Annotated in this window: 13 protein-coding genes; 6 read left to right on the plus strand and 7 right to left on the minus strand. The window is 63.1% G+C overall.

The window, feature by feature from the left end; translation table 11 throughout:
• The first annotated feature begins 5 nt into the window (after positions 1-5).
• Positions 6-977, plus strand: coding sequence for a type II secretion system F family protein (locus tag V1279_RS30055; protein ID WP_334443473.1), 972 nt, complete (start codon positions 6-8; stop codon positions 975-977).
• A gap of 9 nt (positions 978-986) precedes the next feature.
• Entirely contained in the window at positions 987-1961 is a 975-nt protein-coding gene (locus V1279_RS30060) for a type II secretion system F family protein (RefSeq protein WP_334443475.1), read from the plus strand.
• Between the two features lie 76 nt (positions 1962-2037).
• Here V1279_RS30060 and V1279_RS30065 read toward each other — a convergent pair whose 3' ends face one another.
• Positions 2038-2862, minus strand: a complete 825-nt coding sequence (locus V1279_RS30065; protein WP_334443478.1) for a tetratricopeptide repeat protein — start codon at positions 2860-2862, stop codon at positions 2038-2040.
• A gap of 137 nt (positions 2863-2999) precedes the next feature.
• Here V1279_RS30065 and V1279_RS30070 point away from each other — a divergent pair, with 137 nt between their 5' ends.
• Together V1279_RS30070 and V1279_RS30075 are read left to right on the plus strand one after the other, a co-directional pair.
• Positions 3000-4382, plus strand: coding sequence for a leucyl aminopeptidase family protein (locus tag V1279_RS30070; RefSeq protein WP_334443480.1), 1383 nt, complete (start codon positions 3000-3002; stop codon positions 4380-4382).
• A complete protein-coding gene (locus V1279_RS30075; protein ID WP_334443482.1) occupies positions 4375-5217 on the plus strand; it encodes a C40 family peptidase in 843 nt (280 codons plus the stop codon). Before V1279_RS30070 ends, V1279_RS30075 begins: the two co-directional genes overlap by 8 nt.
• 167 nt (positions 5218-5384) lie before the next feature.
• On the opposite strand, the gene V1279_RS30080 is transcribed toward V1279_RS30075, so the two are convergent.
• From V1279_RS30080 to V1279_RS30105, 6 genes are all read right to left on the minus strand, one after another.
• Positions 5385-7013, minus strand: a complete 1629-nt coding sequence (locus V1279_RS30080; protein WP_334443485.1) for an ABC transporter ATP-binding protein — start codon at positions 7011-7013, stop codon at positions 5385-5387.
• 9 nt (positions 7014-7022) lie between these two features.
• The gene (locus V1279_RS30085) at positions 7023-8201 is read right to left on the minus strand and encodes an ABC transporter permease (RefSeq protein ID WP_334443488.1); all 1179 of its coding nucleotides are present in this window, start codon (positions 8199-8201) and stop codon (positions 7023-7025) included.
• A complete protein-coding gene (locus tag V1279_RS30090; protein WP_334443490.1) occupies positions 8201-9310 on the minus strand; it encodes a microcin C ABC transporter permease YejB in 1110 nt (369 codons plus the stop codon). Before V1279_RS30090 ends, V1279_RS30085 begins: the two co-directional genes overlap by 1 nt.
• Before the next feature lie 3 nt (positions 9311-9313).
• Complete coding sequence (locus V1279_RS30095; protein ID WP_334446626.1) at positions 9314-11185, minus strand: extracellular solute-binding protein; 1872 nt, start codon at positions 11183-11185, stop codon at positions 9314-9316.
• A gap of 14 nt (positions 11186-11199) precedes the next feature.
• On the minus strand, positions 11200-13101 hold the full coding sequence (locus V1279_RS30100) for an extracellular solute-binding protein (protein WP_334443493.1): 1902 nt from the start codon (positions 13099-13101) through the stop codon (positions 11200-11202).
• A 299-nt stretch (positions 13102-13400) separates the two neighbouring features.
• Positions 13401-13952, minus strand: a complete 552-nt coding sequence (locus tag V1279_RS30105; protein WP_334443496.1) for a c-type cytochrome — start codon at positions 13950-13952, stop codon at positions 13401-13403.
• Positions 13953-14162: 210 nt separating this feature from the next.
• Here V1279_RS30105 and V1279_RS30110 point away from each other — a divergent pair, with 210 nt between their 5' ends.
• The gene (locus V1279_RS30110; RefSeq protein ID WP_334443499.1) at positions 14163-14909 is read left to right on the plus strand and encodes a 3-deoxy-manno-octulosonate cytidylyltransferase; all 747 of its coding nucleotides are present in this window, start codon (positions 14163-14165) and stop codon (positions 14907-14909) included.
• Positions 14910-15018: 109 nt separating this feature from the next.
• Positions 15019-15879, plus strand: a complete 861-nt coding sequence (locus V1279_RS30115) for a prephenate dehydratase (protein ID WP_334443501.1) — start codon at positions 15019-15021, stop codon at positions 15877-15879.
• The last annotated feature ends 96 nt before the right edge of the window (positions 15880-15975 follow it).

Raw genomic sequence — 15975 nt, forward strand, 5'->3', positions numbered from 1 at the left:
GGGCGATGAGCATGCAGACGCTCGCACTGGCCTTTATGGCCGCCACCGCCATCGGCGGCCTGGCATGGGTCTTTCTCTACCCGTTGCTGTCGGGCGAGAAGAAGGCCGAGTCCCGTCGCGCCTCGATCGCACGTCCCGAACCCACCGCGCGTACGGCCGAGAAGAGCCAACGTTCGCGCCGCGAGCAGGTCGAGGGATCGCTCAAGGAAACTGACGCCCGCCGCAAGAAGTCCGTTCCCCTCAGCACCCGCCTCGCCCAGGCCGGCTTGGGGTCCTGGACGACGCAGAAATTCTGGATCGTGTCCGGCGTTTCGGCCGCAGCAGGATTCGTAGTCGCCTTCGTGGTCGGTGGCGGACTGCTAGGCGCCGCTGTGATGGCTTTCGCCACCGGCCTCGGCTTGCCGCGCTGGCTGCTGGGCTATCTCAAGAAGCGCCGGGAGAAGGCGTTTCTGAAGGCACTGCCCGACGCCGTCGACGTTATCGTGCGCGGCATCAAGGCCGGCCTGCCGCTGTTCGAATCGATCAAGGTCGTCGCCGCCGACGCGCCGGAACCGCTGAAGAGCGAGTTTCTGGCCATCATCGAAACCCAGACCATCGGCATGCCGCTGGGCGACGCCTGCGCACGGCTGTACGAGCGGATGCCGCTGCCGGAGGCGAACTTCTTCGGCATCGTCGTCGCGATCCAGCAGAAGTCAGGCGGCAACCTGTCGGAAGCACTCGGCAACCTGTCCAAGGTGCTGCGCGATCGCAAGAAGATGGCGGAGAAGATTCAGGCGATGTCGATGGAAGCCAAGGCTTCCGCGGGCATCATTGGCTCGTTGCCGCCGATCGTGATGCTGCTGGTGTGGATTTCGACGCCCGCCTACATCTCGCTGCTTTGGACCCATCATCTCGGCCAGTTCATGCTTGTGTGCTGCGTCGCCTGGATGACGATCGGTGTGCTGGTGATGAAGAAAATGATCAACTTCGACTTCTGACGGTGCAGCATGATTGAGTTTCTCATCGCCAAACTCCACGACGCGCGGTTCATGACCATGCTGCTCGCCGCCGTCGCGGCGAGCGCGACTGCTTACACGCTGATCATGCCGCTGTTTGCCGGCGAAGGCCTCGCCAAGCGCATGAAGGCGGTCGCCAGCGAGCGCGAACGGCTCCGGCAGCGCGAGCGCGACCGCCTCGCCAAATCGGAAAAGGTGTCGCTGCGGCAAACCCCGAAGCAACTCGTTTCCAAGGTGGTGGAAGACTTCAACCTGACCAAGTGGCTGGCGCAGGAAGCCGCCCGCGACAAGCTAATCATGGCCGGCTACCGCGGCCACGCGCCCTATGTCACGTTCCTGTTCGCCCGCGCGGTGACGCCGATCGTGCTGTTTCTCGGCGCGGCCCTCTACGTGTTCGTGATCACGCACATGGACAAGTCGCTGTCGATCAAGCTCGGCATTTGCATCGCCGCGGCCTATCTCGGACTGCAGGCGCCGATGCTGTTCCTGAAGAACGCCATCAGCAAGCGCCAGCTCTCCATCAAGCGCGCCTTTCCGGACGCGCTCGACCTGCTGTTGATCTGCATCGAGTCCGGCATGTCGGTCGAAGTCGCCTTCCGCAAGGTCTCCGTCGAGATCGCGGGGCAGTCGATCGCGCTGTCGGAGGAATTCTCGCTGACCACGGCCGAATTGTCCTACCTGCAGGATCGCAAGGTGGCTTACGAGAACCTCGCCAAGCGCACCGGCCTCGAGGGCGTGAAATCGGTCTGCCTGGCGCTGATGCAGTCGGAACGCTACGGCACGCCGCTCGGCCAGAGCCTGCGCGTGATGGCGCAGGAAAACCGCGACATGCGGATGAACGAGGCCGAGAAGAAAGCGGCCGCGCTGCCGCCGAAGCTCACCGTGCCGATGATCCTGTTCTTCCTGCCATGCCTGTTCATCGTCATTCTCGGACCGAGCTACATCAAGCTCCAGATGTTACCCTAAGGCCGCGATGCGGGCCGGCGCCGCGCGCAGCAGCGCTGCGCCGGGCCTCTTTCACTTTTGCCTGATTTGAGACGGATCAGTCGGGCCGATTGAGGGCTGCGACCGGCACGGTCTTGCCGCCATTGCGCGGGCTGTCCTTGCGGCTCAGCATTTCCCGCAAGTAAGCCACATTGGCGGTCGCCTCGTCGGCGGGCAGATCGCCCTTGGCGATGGTTTCGGCTTCCGCGAAGCGGCCCTGCAGACCGACTACGAGCGCCAGGTTCTGCCGCACCCTTGCGTCGGCGCGGGGATTGGAATAGGCGCGCCGCAGCGTTTCCTCGGCCTGCGGCAATTCCCGCGTCAGCATGTAGGAGAGACCGAGATTGGACAGCACCGACGGCTCTTCCGGCACGATCTTCAGCGCGGTCGCGTAATAGCGGCGGGCCTCCTCGTGCTTGCCCATCTTGTCGAGAGTGGTGCCCTGCACCGAAAGAATGCGCCAGTCGGGATTAGCGGGCGAATGGGCGCGGCTGAGCACGTCGAAGGCCGCCTGCGAATTGCCGTTGTCGGCGAGCGCGCGGCCGTAAGCGGCAAGCAGCGCCTTGTTGCCGGAATGGGCGATGGTGGCCTGTTCAAGCACGGCGACGGCCTGCGCGCGCTGGCCGGTGGCGCGGAGCGCCTGGCCGTATCCCAATGCCGCCTCGGCATCCTTGGGATTGGCCCGATGTCGTTCGCCGTAAACCTCGACCGCGCGGCGCGGATCTTCGGGAGCGGCTTGCGCCTTGGGGGACGATGAAGTCAGCGACCCCGTTATGTCGGACATGGTCTGGCAGCCGCCAAGGCCTGCGGCGAGAACCGCTGTCAGGGCCGCGGAGGAGAGGAACCGGGCGAGAGACCCGGCATGGCTGGACTGTCGACGCATGGCACTTCAACTCACGGGGAAAGGCTGACGAATGAAGCCGAACGCGCCAGCAATAGACTGTTAACCCTAACGGCCGGTTAATTGGCCGTGCTATGCCATCGGCACCACCCACGCCCGTCCCCTTCCGCGAGACCAGCATGCAATCCCCGTTCGAGACCGCGCCCGACGCCGCCGCCATTCCGATCATTTTCGCCACCAAGACGACCTGGAGCGCGATCGCCAGAGAACTCCCCGAACAGGCCCGGCAATTTGCGTCCGCCAACGATTTCACCGGCAAGCCCGGCAAATGCCTGACGTTGCCCGGGCCGGACGGCAAGATCGCGCAGGTCGTTTTCGGGCTGGAGGACGAGACCGCCAAGTCACGCGATCTGTTCCGGCCGGGCGCGCTGCCCGGCCTGCTGCCGCCCGGCGTCTATCGCTTTGCCAATGCGCCGCATGACGTGCGGCTGGCAACACTCGCTTTTGCGCTGGGGAGCTACCGCTTCGGCCGCTACCGCAAGGCTGACAAGCCCGATGTCCGGCTGGTGCCGCCCGACGGCATCGATGTCGCCGATGTCGCGCGGATGGCGGAGGCCGCCGCGCTGGCGCGCGACCTGATCAATACGCCGTCGAACGATATGGGCCCGGAAGAACTGGCGCAGGCTGCGCAAGCGTTGGCGACGCGCTTCGGCGCCCAGTTCAACTGCATCGTCGGCGACGCGCTCGTGAAGCAGAACTTTCCGCTGATCCACGCCGTTGGCATGGCCTCGACGCGCGCCCCGCGCCTGATCGATCTGAGCTGGGGCGATCCCGCCCATCCCAGGGTGACGCTGGTCGGCAAGGGCGTCTGCTTCGACACCGGCGGCCTCGATCTGAAGCCGTCCAGCGGCATGCTGATCATGAAAAAGGACATGGGCGGCGCCGCCAATGTGCTGGCGCTGGCGCAGATGGTGATGGATGCCAAGCTGAAGGTGCGGCTGCGCGTGCTGATCCCCGCGGTCGAGAACGCGGTGGCCGGCAACGCCTTCCGCCCGCTCGACATCTTCAAGTCGCGCAAGGGACCGACTGTCGAAATCGGCAACACCGACGCCGAGGGGCGGCTGGTGCTGGCGGATGCCTTGGCGCTGGCGGATGAAGAGAAGCCGGACCTGTTGATCGACCTCGGCACCCTGACGGGTGCGGCGCGGGTGGCGCTGGGACCGGATTTACCGCCCTTTTACACCCATGATGAGACGCTCGCCGAAAGCGTCGCAGCTCATGCGAAACGGGAGAACGATCCGTTGTGGCGAATGCCGCTGTGGCCGCCCTATGATTCGTGGCTGGATTCGAAGACAGCCGACATCAATAACGCGCCGTCGGGCGGCTTTGCCGGCTCGATCACCTGCGCGCTGTTCCTGCAGCGCTTCGTCACGGATGCAAAGAGCTGGCTGCATGTCGATATCTACGGCTGGACGCCTTCGGCAAAACCTGCGCGCCCCGAGGGGGGTGAATGCCAGGCCGCGCGCGCGATCTACAAACTGTTGAGCGAACGCTATGGATGATCCGCGCCTGACGCCGGCACGGCCTGAAGTCGCCGCGAAATATCTCGAAGGCAAGGTGAAGGCCGCGCGCTTTGTCACCGGCGAGGAATTTTGCGTGCGCGACGCCATCGCGCCGCTGCGCGAGGCGCCATCGGCAGATGCCATGCTGTCGACGCAGGCGCTGAAGGGCGAACGCGTCACGATCTACGACCGCGATGGCGAAGGCTTTGCCTGGGGCCAATTGAACAGCGATGGCTATGTCGGCTGGATTCCGGACGCCGCGCTGGTCAAGCCCGCCGCGGCTCCGACGCACAAGGTCACGGCGTTGCGGATGTTCGCGTTCCCGGGGCCGTCGATCAAGCTGCCTCCGGCCGAGACGCTGCCGATGGGCGCAAGGGTGACGGTCGTGCACGAAGACGGCGGGTTTGCCGTGACCGACGAAGGCTGGTATCTGCCGCGCCGGCATGTCGCCAGCCTCGACGCGATGGAAAAGGATTTCGTCGCGGTCGCCGAACGCTTTGTCGGCACGCCCTATCTGTGGGGCGGCAAGAGCAGCCTCGGCATCGATTGCTCCGGCCTCGTACAAGTGTCGCTGAACGCCGCCGGCACCGGCTGCCCGCGCGACAGCGACATGCAGCAGGACGGCCTGGGCCGGGCATTGAATCCTGCCGAGATGAAGAGGCTGCAGCGCGGCGATCTGATCTTCTGGAAGGGCCACGTCGCGATCGTGCGAGACGCCGACACCATCGTGCACGCCAATGCGCATGACATGGCAACGGTGGTGGAGAACACACACGAAGCGATTGCGCGGATCAAGGCAGCCGGCAGCGAGGTGACGGCGATTAAGCGGCTATAGCCGCAGTCTTCGCCAAGTCGTGGGTCCCGGCTCGGCGTCGCATCACTACGTGCTGCGGCGCGTCCGGGGCACGAAACCGCTCCCCGTTCCCCGGACGCTGCGCAGCGCGAAGCGGTGCGCTGCAGAGCCGGGGCCCATAAGGTGACGTCGGCTTCCCTTGACGGTTGTTACTGCGGCTCGGGCACGGCCTCGATCCGGAACGCGGCCGCGAACAGGGCGCGGGTGTAGTCGCTCTTCGGATTCTTGAAGAGCTCCGCTGCCGGCCCCTCCTCCACCACCTTGCCGTGGCGCATCACGATCAAATGGCTCGCCAGCGAGGCCACCACGCGCAGATCGTGCGAGATGAACATGTAGGTCAGGTCGCGCTTGCGCTGCAGCTCGCGCAACAAATCGACCATCTGGGCCTGGAACAGCATGTCGAGCGCGCTCGTCGGCTCGTCCAGCACGACGAAGTTCGGCTCCAGCACCACCGCGCGCGCAATCGAAATGCGCTGGCGCTGGCCGCCGGAGAATTCATGCGGATAGCGGAATCGCGTCTGCGGATCGAGGCCGACATCCTGGAGGGCCTTGACGACGCGCGCCTCGCGCTCTTCATACGACAGCGACTTCTGATGCACGCTCAAGCCTTCGGCGACGATATCGCCGACCGACATGCGCGGGCTCAGCGCACCGAACGGATCCTGAAACACGATCTGCATGTCGCGGCGGAACGGCAACATGGCCTTGAAGCGCAGGCCCTGGATGTTGCTGCCGAGGAACACGATCGGGCCATCCGAGGAAATCAGCCGCAGCAATGCGAGGCCCAACGTGGTCTTGCCGGAGCCGGACTCGCCGACGACACCGAGCGTCTCGCCCTTGCGAACCGCGATGCTGACGCCATCCACGGCCTTGATATGGCCGACGGTAGAGCGCAGCAGTCCGCGCTTGATCGGGAACCAAACCTTGAGATTGTCGGCCGACATCACCACCGGCTCGTTGGGCCGCGGCGGCGCAGGATCGGGCTTGGGCTCGGCCGCGAGCAACGCGCGCGTGTAGGCGTGCTTCGGCGCTGTAAAGACCTCTTCGACCGGCCCCTGCTCGACGATCTTGCCTGAATTCATCACGCAGACGACGTCGGCGATGCGGCGGACGATGCCGAGGTCATGGGTGATGAACAGCATGCTCATGCCGAGCCGGGACCTGATCTCGGCGAGCAACGCCAGGATCTGGGCCTGCACGGTGACATCGAGCGCGGTAGTCGGCTCGTCCGCGATCAAGAGGTCCGGCTCGTTGGCGAGCGCCATCGCGATCATGACGCGCTGGCGCTGGCCGCCGGACAATTGATGGGGATAGCTCTTCAGCCGGGTTTCGGCGTCGGGAATGCCGACCTGCGTCAGCAGCTCCAGCGTGCGCGCCCGCGCCATCTGCCCGCCGATGCCGCTGTGCAGCGAAAGGATCTCGCCGATCTGCGCCTCGATCGTGTGCAGCGGATTGAGCGAGGTCATCGGCTCCTGGAAGATGATCGAGATGTCGTTGCCGCGGATCTCGCGCATCTCGCGTTCCGAGGCATTGAGCAACTCGCGGCCCTTGAAATGGATGGTGCCGGAGGGATGCGACGCGGTCGGATAGGGCAGCAGTCTTAGCACCGACAGCGCGCTGACCGATTTGCCGGAACCGGACTCGCCGACCAGCGCCACACACTCGCCGCGCTTGATGGAAAACGAGACGCGGTCGACCGCAATCGTGGCGCCGCTCGGCTGGTGAAACGCCACCGAGAGATCGCGCACATCGAGCAAGGGCTGGTTGACGGCGTCCATGCGCTGGCCCTACCTGAACGTCTTGCGCGGATCGAAGGCGTCGCGCGCGGCTTCGCCGATGAAGATCAAAAGCGACAGCATGATCGCGACCGAGAAGAAGCCGGTGAAGCCGAGCCACGGCGCCTGCACGTTGGCTTTGGCCTGCGATAGTAATTCGCCGAGCGACGGTGAACCGGGCGGCAGGCCAAAGCCGAGGAAATCCAGCGCCGTCAGCGTCATCACCGAGGACGACACGATGAAGGGCAGGAACGTCATCGTCGCCACCATCGCGTTCGGCAGCAGGTGACGGAACATGATCACAGGATTTGAAACGCCGAGCGCCCGCGCCGCCTGGATATATTCAAAATTTCGTCCGCGCAGGAATTCGGCGCGCACCAGGCCGACCAGCGACACCCAGGAGAACAACAGCAGGATGCCGAGCAGCACAAAGAAGCCCGGCACCAGCACCGAGGACAGGATCAGCAGCAGATACAGAGAGGGAATGGCAGTCCAGACCTCGATCAGCCGCTGAAAGGTCAGATCGATCCAACCACCGAAATAGCCCTGCACGCCGCCGGCCGCGATGCCGATGATCGAGGAGATAATCGTGAGCGTCAGGCCGAATAGAACCGAGATGCGAAAGCCGTAGATCAGGCGCGCGACCACATCGCGGCCCTGATCGTCGGTGCCGAGCCAGTTGTATTCGAGGTCGCTGCACCCCTTGAGGCCCTTTTTCTGCACCACCTCCTTGCACTGCGCTTCGGTGAGCATCCAGGTCGGCGGTGACGGCGCCGGCGTCGGCAGGTCGAGATTGTGGGTGTGGTAGGAAAAGCGAATCAGCGGCCAGATGACGGTGCCGCCCTTTTCCGCGATCTGCTTCTGCAAGTAGGGATCGCGATAGTCGGCAGCGGTCTCGAAGTCGCCGCCGAAAGTGGTTTCGGAATAGGTGACGAAGGCCGGCCAGTAGAGATGCCCGTCATATTTGATCAGGAACGGCCGGTCGTTGGCGATCAACTCGGCAAGCAGCGAGATCACGAACAGGATCGCAAATATCCAGAACGACCAGTAGCCGCGGCGGTTTGCCTTGAAATTATGCCAGCGGCGACGATTGAGCGGCGAAGGCTGGAAGACGTGGCGCACCGGCGGCACGACTTCGCCGAGCGGCGACTGCGTGGTGGTTTCGACCGGCTGGGGCGCGAGCATCGCCATCAGACTTCCCTCGCCTCGAAGTCAATCCTCGGATCGATCCACATATAAGCGAGGTCGGAGATCAGGTTGACCACGAGACCGACCAGCGAAAAGATGAACAGCGTGCCGAACACCACGGGGTAGTCGCGGTTCAGCACGCTCTCGAATCCGAGCAGGCCGAGGCCGTCAAGCGAGAAGATGGTTTCGATCAGGAGCGAGCCGGAGAAAAAGGCGTGGATGAACGCGCTCGGGAAGCCGGCGATCACGATCAGCATCGCATTGCGGAATATGTGATTGTAAAGCACCTGCCGCTCGCTGCAGCCCTTGGCGCGCGCGGTCATGACATATTGCTTGCGGATCTCATCGAGGAACGAGTTCTTGGTGAGCAGCGACATGGTGGCGAAGGCACCGAGCGCCATCGAGATCAGCGGCAGCGTGATGTGCCAGAAATAGTCGATGATCTTCCAGTACCAGGGAAATTGCGCCCAGCCATCCGAGGTCAGGCCGCGCAACGGGAAGATGTTGAAGAAGGAGCCGCCGGCGAACAGGACGATCAGCAGGATCGCAAACAGGAAGCCCGGGATGGCAAACCCGACGATGATCACCGCCGAGGTCCAGGTGTCGAACTTTGACCCGTCCTGTACAGCCTTACGAATGCCGAGCGGAATCGAGATCAGATAGGTCAACAGCGTCATCCAGATGCCGAGCGACATCGAGACAGGCAGCTTCTCCTTGATCAACTGGATCACGCTGACGTCGCGGAAATAGCTCTTGCCGAAATCGAAGCGCGCGAAATTCCACAGCATCAGCGCAAAACGCTCCGGCGCCGGCTTGTCGAAGCCGAACTGGACTTCGAGCTTCTTGATGAAGTCAGGATCGAGGCCTTGCGCGCCGCGGTATTTCGAGCTGACCGCGTCCGCCGAAGCGCCGACCTGGCCGCGTGCGCCGAAATCACCGCCACTACTTCCCGATACCCTGGAGCTGCCGCCGGTGTCGGCGCCGGAGATTTGCGCAATGACGCGTTCTACAGGGCCGCCGGGCGCGAACTGCACGACCGCGAAGGACACGAGCAGGATTCCGAGCAGCGTCGGCACCATCAGGAGAATGCGGCGGGCAATATAGGCGGTCATGAATTACTTCGCCTGCTCGAGCTTCGCGGACTTGGCGGCGTCATACCACCAGTTATCCGGCGCCCCGGTGCCTTGCGTGTAGCGTGCCGGCTTGGGCGGATGCGCGAACACATCCCAATAGGCGATCGGGTGGTTGGTGCGGAACCATTGCGGCACCCAGTAGCGGCCGGCTCGGAACACGCGATCGAGCGCGCGGCATGCGATCGTCAAATCAGCGCGCGTTTCGGCGCCGATGGCCTTGTCGACCAGCGCGTCGATCGCGGGACTGGCTACGCCCGCCAGATTGTACGATCCCTTGGTGGCGGCCGCATGCGAGGTAAAGTACGGCCGCAGGCTGTCACCCGGCGTCGGCGACATGCTCAGGCGCATAATCGCGACGTCGAAATCGAAGGACTCCACCCGCGCGCGGTACTGCACGGCGTCAATCAATCGGATGCTGGCTTCGATGCCGAGCTGTCCGAGATTCTTGATGAAGGTCGCGTGATGCGGCTGGAACGACGGCTCGTCGAGCAGGAATTCGATCGTAAAGATCTCGCCATTCGGCATTAGCCGCTTGCCGTCCTTGATGGGGAGTTTCGCATCCTGCAGCAATTGCTGCGCCTTGCGCAGCAATTGCCGGTCCTGGCCCGATCCATCCGATACCGGCGGAACGAACGGCTCGCCGAACACCTCGTCCGGCACCCGCCCGCGGAACGGCTCGAGCAGCTTCAGCTCTTCGGGCGAGGGCAGCCCGGTCGCCACCATGTCCGAATTCTGGAACGGCGAAACCGTGCGCGCATAGGCGCCGTACATCACGGTCTTGTTGGTCCATTCGAAGTCGAACGCATTGATGACCGCTTCGCGCACTTTGGGGTCTTTGAACTTGTCGCGGCGGGTGTTGAAGAACCAGCCCTGTCCACCCGACGGCAGTTCATCCGGCAAGGTCTCGCGCTTGACCCGGCCGTCCTTGATCGCCGGAAAATCGTAACGGGTGGCCCAGATCCGCGCCGTGAATTCTTCGCGATAGAGATAGCTCTTGCCGGTAAAGCCCTCGAAGGCCACGTCGCGGTCGCGATAGAATTCATAGCGTACGGTATCGAAATTGTAGCTGCCGCGATTGACGGGAAGATCGGCCGCCCACCAGTCCTTGACCCGATCATACTCGACGTAGCGGTTGATCTCGTATCGGCCCACCTTGTATGGCCCCGAGCCGAGCGGGATTTCGATGGTCGATTCCTCGAACGGGCGCTTCGCGTAATAGGCTTTGGAGAAGATCGGCAGGCCAGCAACGTAGAGCGGGACGTCGCGCGCGCGGTTAGGCGCAAAGACAACGGTCACCTTCTCATCGTCGAGCGCCTCGGCCTTCACGAAGTCGCGCAGCTGAACCAGGATCAGCGGGTGACCCTTTTCCTTCAGCGTGTTGAGTGAGAAAGCAACATCATGCGCGGTCAGTTTCGAGCCGTCATGAAAACGCGCCTCGGGGCGCATCGTAAAGCGGTAGGTGAGCTTGTCAGGCGAAATCGATACCGACTTTGCCGCAAGGCCGTACATCGCGTCGGGCTCGTCGTTGGCACGCGCCATCAGTGACGCAAAGGTGAGCTCCATGCCTTTCGCGCCTTCGCCCTTGAGGATGAAGGCGTTGAACGAATTGAATGTCTGGAAGGATTGATTGTAGGCACGGGTCGACGGGATCGTCGAGAACAACCCGCCCTTCGGCGCCGCCGGATTGACATAGTCGAAATGCTTGAAGTCGGCCGGGTATTTCAGGTCGCCGAACACCGACATGCCGTGCGTTTCAGTGCCCGCCTCGGAAGCGGCGGCAGCCGACCTGAGGGCGACAGCGCTCAGCGCACCGACGCCGAGACCCAGCATGTGCCGGCGATTGAATGGCGCCATGCGCAAGATATCGTTCAAGACCGTTTTCCGATCTTCGCCGCCTTGTCGGCGTCGTACCACCACAACGACGGGAAGCCCGACAGGCCGTATTTGGGCAATTCAGACGGCCGGCCAAAGCGATCCCAGCGCGCGGTACGGACCTTGGGATAATTCCACTGCGGAACGACATAGTGGTTCCACAGCAGCACCCGGTCGAGCGCTTTGGTCGCCGCAACCAAATCATCTCGGCCCTTGGCGTAGATCAGGCGCTCGATCAATTTGTCGATCGCCGGATTCTTGATGCCGATGATATTGCGCGAACCCGCCATGTCCGCCGCCTGCGAACCCCAATACTCGCGCTGTTCATTTCCGGGTGACAACGATTCCGCCCATGACGAGACGACCACGTCGAAATCCCAGCTGCGAAGCCGGTTTTCATACTGTATCGGATCGATTGTGCGCACGCTGACGGCGATGCCAAGCCGCTCCAGCGACGGCTTGAAGAACAGCATCACCCGTTCGAAGGTCGGGTCTGCACCGAGCAATTCGAGCGCAAATTGTGCTCCCGTCTTGCTATCGACAAGCTTGCGCTCGCGCACCTCGTACCCAGCTTCCTTCAGCAACCGCAGCGCCTCACGTAGATTTTCGCGAACCGCTTCGGGACTACCGCCGATCGGATTGGCATAGGGCTTCGTGAATACCTCGGGAGGCACTTCCGCGCGTACAGCTTCGAGTATTTCCAATTCCCTGCCTTCCGGCACCCCGCTTGATGCCAGTTCAGTGCCATCGAAGTAGCTGCTGATGCGCTTGTACTGACCGAAGAACATCTGCTTGTTCGTTTCCTCGAAATCGAACGCAAAATTCAGCGCGCGACGCACCCGCGGATCCCTAAACTGTTCACGCCGGATATTCAGCGCGAATGCCTGCATGATTCCGGAACTGCGGTTTGGAAACTCCTCGAGCAGCACGCGCTTGTCATTGACGGCCGGGAAGTCGTAGGCCGTTGCCCAGTTCTTGGCACTGTTTTCGGTGCGCCAATCGACCTGGTCGCCCTTGAACGCCTCGAGTGCGACCGTCGAGTCCCGGAAATATTCCAGGCGCAGTTCGTCGAAATTGTTACGTCCGACATTCGTGCTGGAATCGCGCCCCCAATGGTCCTTCACACGCTCCAGCGTCAGCGTCCTTCCCGGGACAAACTCCTTGATGCGGTAGGCACCCGAACCCAGCGGCTTCTCCAGCGTCGTCGCGGAGATGTCTCGCTTGCGACCCTCGCTGTCAGCGCCCTCCCACCAATGCTTCGGCAAGATCGTGAGTTGGCCGACAATCTGCGGAAGCTCGCGATTGCCTGGCGCATCGAAGCTGAACTTGATGTCTCGTTCACCGACTTTTTCAGCTTTCACCACATGCCGATAGTAAGCCGAGTACTGCGGATGATTTTGCTTGAACGCATTGAGCGAGAAGATCACGTCGTCAGGCGTGACGGGCTTTCCGTCATGCCATTTCGCTTCCCGTCTGAGACGGTAGGTGACCCAGGAGAAATCCTCGGGATGGCTGACGGCTTCGGCCAATTCGCCGTATTCGGTCGAAACCTCATCCAGCGACTGCGTCATAAGAGATTCGTAGATCAACTGAAGGCCGCCTGCGAGCGAGCCTTTGACGCCGGCAACCACAAGATTGAAGTTATCAAACGTCCCGATCTGGATCTGACGTACGGTGCCGCCCTTCGGGGCCTCCGGATTGACGTAGTCGAAGCGCTTGAAGTCGGCTGGGTATTTGACCTCGCCGAACAGCGAGAGCGCGTGCCGCCACGGCAATTCGCCCGATGCGGGCTGGGCGTGGGCCGCTTCAATCGCGGAGACGTTCGCAGTGAGCCCGAGCGCCGGAGCCAACGTGGCCGCGGCACCGGTTTGCAGGAGATGTCGTCGGGTAATCGCCAAATGCAGAATTCCTGTTGCTGACGCCAGTATCCGTGCTTTCGAAGTCCGCGATCCGCGCCGGCCCGATGACACGGACTACGCAAACAATGAGGCCCCGAGTTAGTGAGGACCCAATATAAGGCAAGGGTTCGACAGATTACGTTGCTTTTTCCTCATGATAGCAGCTTGGGAACCTCGTCGCTGCGGCGAAAAGCCCCGGTAACAACTCCGGCAACGGTAATGCGATCCCTCAAACGCAAACGGCCAGGCAATGCCTGGCCGTCAAGTGGTCGCGAGGTCCATGCCGGACTGTCGAAATTTTACTTTGCCGCTGTCGGCAGCGGAGCCGGGCTTTCCGAAAGGCTGCGCAGATAGGCGATCACGTCGGCGCGTTCGCTGTCCTTCGAAATGCCGGCAAATCCCATCGCCGTGCCCGGAACAAAGCCCTTGGGACTGGCGAGAAACTTGTTGAGATCGTCATAGGTCCAGGTGCCGCCCTTGGCCTTCAGCGCAACCGAGAAATTGAACCCGCCGCGACCCTGGCCCTTCGGCTCGTTCAAGACGCCGTAGAGGTTCGGGCCGACTCGGTTGGGGCCGCCCTTCTCGAAAGTATGGCAGGCGGCGCACTTCTTGGCGGCGGCGGTGCCCTTCTCGACGGAGGCAGTCTGCAGCAGCTTCTCGATCGGCTCGGACGGCGCGGCGGCTTCCTTGGCTCCGCCGTGCGAAGCGTCTTCCTTCACGGCGATCTCGAAGCCCGGCTTTTCCGGTTTCACGGGCGCGAAAATCGCCTGGGCCGCAAAGCTCGTCACCAGGAGAACGAGGCAGGTACCGAGGATGGCACCGAGAATCTTGTTGAGTTCGAAGGAGTCCATAGTTGGATCAGGCTCCAGGCCGGAAAGGTCGACTGAAGGCCGGCAAAACGGCCGCGGGTGCGCATCAGGAATCAGGCTTTCGCGCCGCACCCTCAGCAGGGTTGAGATATCGGTTTGCCCGGGCTCTGGCAACCCGTATAAACGCGCCGACTTTCCGCCAATCCCCATCATTTCAGGCCTGTTTTTGTTGGCCCCCAGACCGCGTGCCCGATGACCGAAACCCGCATCCTGGTGCTGATTCCTGCCCGCATGGCGGCGACCCGCCTGCCCGGCAAGCCGCTGCTGGATATCGGCGGCCTGCCGATGATCGTCCACGTGCTGCGGCGGGCCGAGGAGGCCAAGATCGGCCGGGTGGCGGTCGCCACCGACACGCCCGAAATCGCGGCCGCCGTGAAGGCCCATGGCGGCGAGGTGGTGATGACCCGTGCCGATCATCCCTCCGGCTCCGACCGGATCCATGAGGCCATGCGAACGATCGATCCCGGTGGCCAGGCCGAGATCGTGGTCAACCTGCAGGGCGACTTTCCCACGATCACGCCGAGCACCATCCGTGCTGCGCTGCCGCCGCTCGACGACCCCGCCGTCGACATTGCGACGCTGGCCTCGCAGATCCATACCGAGGAAGAGGACCAGGCCCCCAGCGTGGTGAAGGCGGTCGGCTCGCCGATCGGGCCGAACCGGCTCCGTGCGCTCTATTTCACCCGCGCCACGGCGCCTCATGGCGACGGCCCCCGCTACCACCACATCGGCCTCTACGCCTACCGCCGCGCCGCGCTGGAACGGTTCGTGGCGCTGCCCCCGTCTGCGCTGGAGCAACAGGAGAAGCTCGAGCAACTCCGCGCGCTGGAGGCCGGGATGCGGATCGACATCGCCATCGTCGACAGCGTCCCCCGCGGCGTCGACACCCCAGCCGACCTCGAAACCGCCCGCCGCATATTAGAACCTCGTTCAGGTTGAACGAGGCTCTACCCCTTTGTTTTTTGACGCGTTTTCTTCACGCGAACCGGCCTCCACTTCGCTCGAAAACGCTATAGCCAAAGCCTGAGCCGCTGCTAAAAGGCCCCGCATGACCAAGAAGCTCAAAATCGCATTCCAGGGCGAGCCTGGCGCCAATTCCCATATCGCCATCGTCGAAGCCTATCCCGACGCCGAGCCGTTGCCGTGCGCGACCTTCGAGGACGCGCTGTCCGCGATCGCCTCCGGCGAGGCCGACCTCGGCATGATCCCGATCGAGAATTCGGTCGCGGGCCGGGTTGCCGATATCCATCATTTGCTGCCGGCCTCCGGCCTGTTCATCGTCGGCGAATGGTTTCTGCCGATCCAGCATCAACTGATGGCGGTCCGCGGCGCCAAGCTGACCGATATCAAGACGGTGGAGAGCCACGTCCACGCGCTCGGCCAATGCCGGCGCATCATCCGCAAACTCGGCATCAAGCCGATCGTCGCGGCCGATACCGCCGGCAGCGCGCGCGACGTTTCCGAACGCAAGGACAAGCGCGTCGCCGCGATCGCGTCGCGGCTGGCAGCGCAAATCTACGGCCTCGACATCCTGGCCGAGGATGTCGAGGACGAAACCCACAACACCACGCGCTTCGTGGTGCTGGCGCGCGAGGCGGATTGGGCCAAACCGGGATCAGGGCCGCTGGTCACAACTTTTGTTTTCCGGGTGCGCAACCTTCCCGCCGCGCTCTACAAGGCGATGGGCGGCTTTGCCACCAACGGCGTCAACATGACGAAGCTGGAAAGCTACATGGTCGACGGCAATTTCTTTGCGACCCAATTCTATGCCGACGTCGACGGCCATCCCGAGGACAAGGGCCTCGCCTTTGCGCTGGAGGAACTGAAATTCTTCTCGCGCGAATTCCGCATCGTCGGCGTCTACCCGGCGCATCCGTTCCGGGCGACGTTCAGCGAGAAGCTGGATTAAGGGACGCACACGCATCTGTCCTCCGTCTCCCGGCGCACGACTGCTGCCGTGGGCGCGGAGAGCGCAGATTCGTGACGTGCAACAGCCGGACCCTTA

It is taken from the genome of Bradyrhizobium sp. AZCC 1610, assembly GCF_036924515.1.
GTDB lineage: Bacteria > Pseudomonadota > Alphaproteobacteria > Rhizobiales > Xanthobacteraceae > Bradyrhizobium.

Bases quoted from the DNA above. Each gene is read 5' to 3' on its own strand.
- V1279_RS30090 (WP_334443490.1), bottom strand. From the start codon at position 9,310: ATGACCGCCTATATTGCCCGCCGCATTCTCCTGATGGTGCCGACGCTG.
- V1279_RS30060 (WP_334443475.1), top strand. From the start codon at position 987: ATGATTGAGTTTCTCATCGCCAAACTCCACGACGCGCGGTTCATGACC.
- V1279_RS30055 (WP_334443473.1), top strand. From the start codon at position 6: ATGAGCATGCAGACGCTCGCACTGGCCTTTATGGCCGCCACCGCCATC.
- V1279_RS30110 (WP_334443499.1), top strand. From the start codon at position 14,163: ATGACCGAAACCCGCATCCTGGTGCTGATTCCTGCCCGCATGGCGGCG.
- V1279_RS30065 (WP_334443478.1), bottom strand. From the start codon at position 2,862: ATGCGTCGACAGTCCAGCCATGCCGGGTCTCTCGCCCGGTTCCTCTCC.
- V1279_RS30115 (WP_334443501.1), top strand. From the start codon at position 15,019: ATGACCAAGAAGCTCAAAATCGCATTCCAGGGCGAGCCTGGCGCCAAT.
- V1279_RS30095 (WP_334446626.1), bottom strand. From the start codon at position 11,185: ATGGCGCCATTCAATCGCCGGCACATGCTGGGTCTCGGCGTCGGTGCG.
- V1279_RS30070 (WP_334443480.1), top strand. From the start codon at position 3,000: ATGCAATCCCCGTTCGAGACCGCGCCCGACGCCGCCGCCATTCCGATC.
- V1279_RS30105 (WP_334443496.1), bottom strand. From the start codon at position 13,952: ATGGACTCCTTCGAACTCAACAAGATTCTCGGTGCCATCCTCGGTACC.
- V1279_RS30075 (WP_334443482.1), top strand. From the start codon at position 4,375: ATGGATGATCCGCGCCTGACGCCGGCACGGCCTGAAGTCGCCGCGAAA.
- V1279_RS30085 (WP_334443488.1), bottom strand. From the start codon at position 8,201: ATGGCGATGCTCGCGCCCCAGCCGGTCGAAACCACCACGCAGTCGCCG.
- V1279_RS30080 (WP_334443485.1), bottom strand. From the start codon at position 7,013: ATGGACGCCGTCAACCAGCCCTTGCTCGATGTGCGCGATCTCTCGGTG.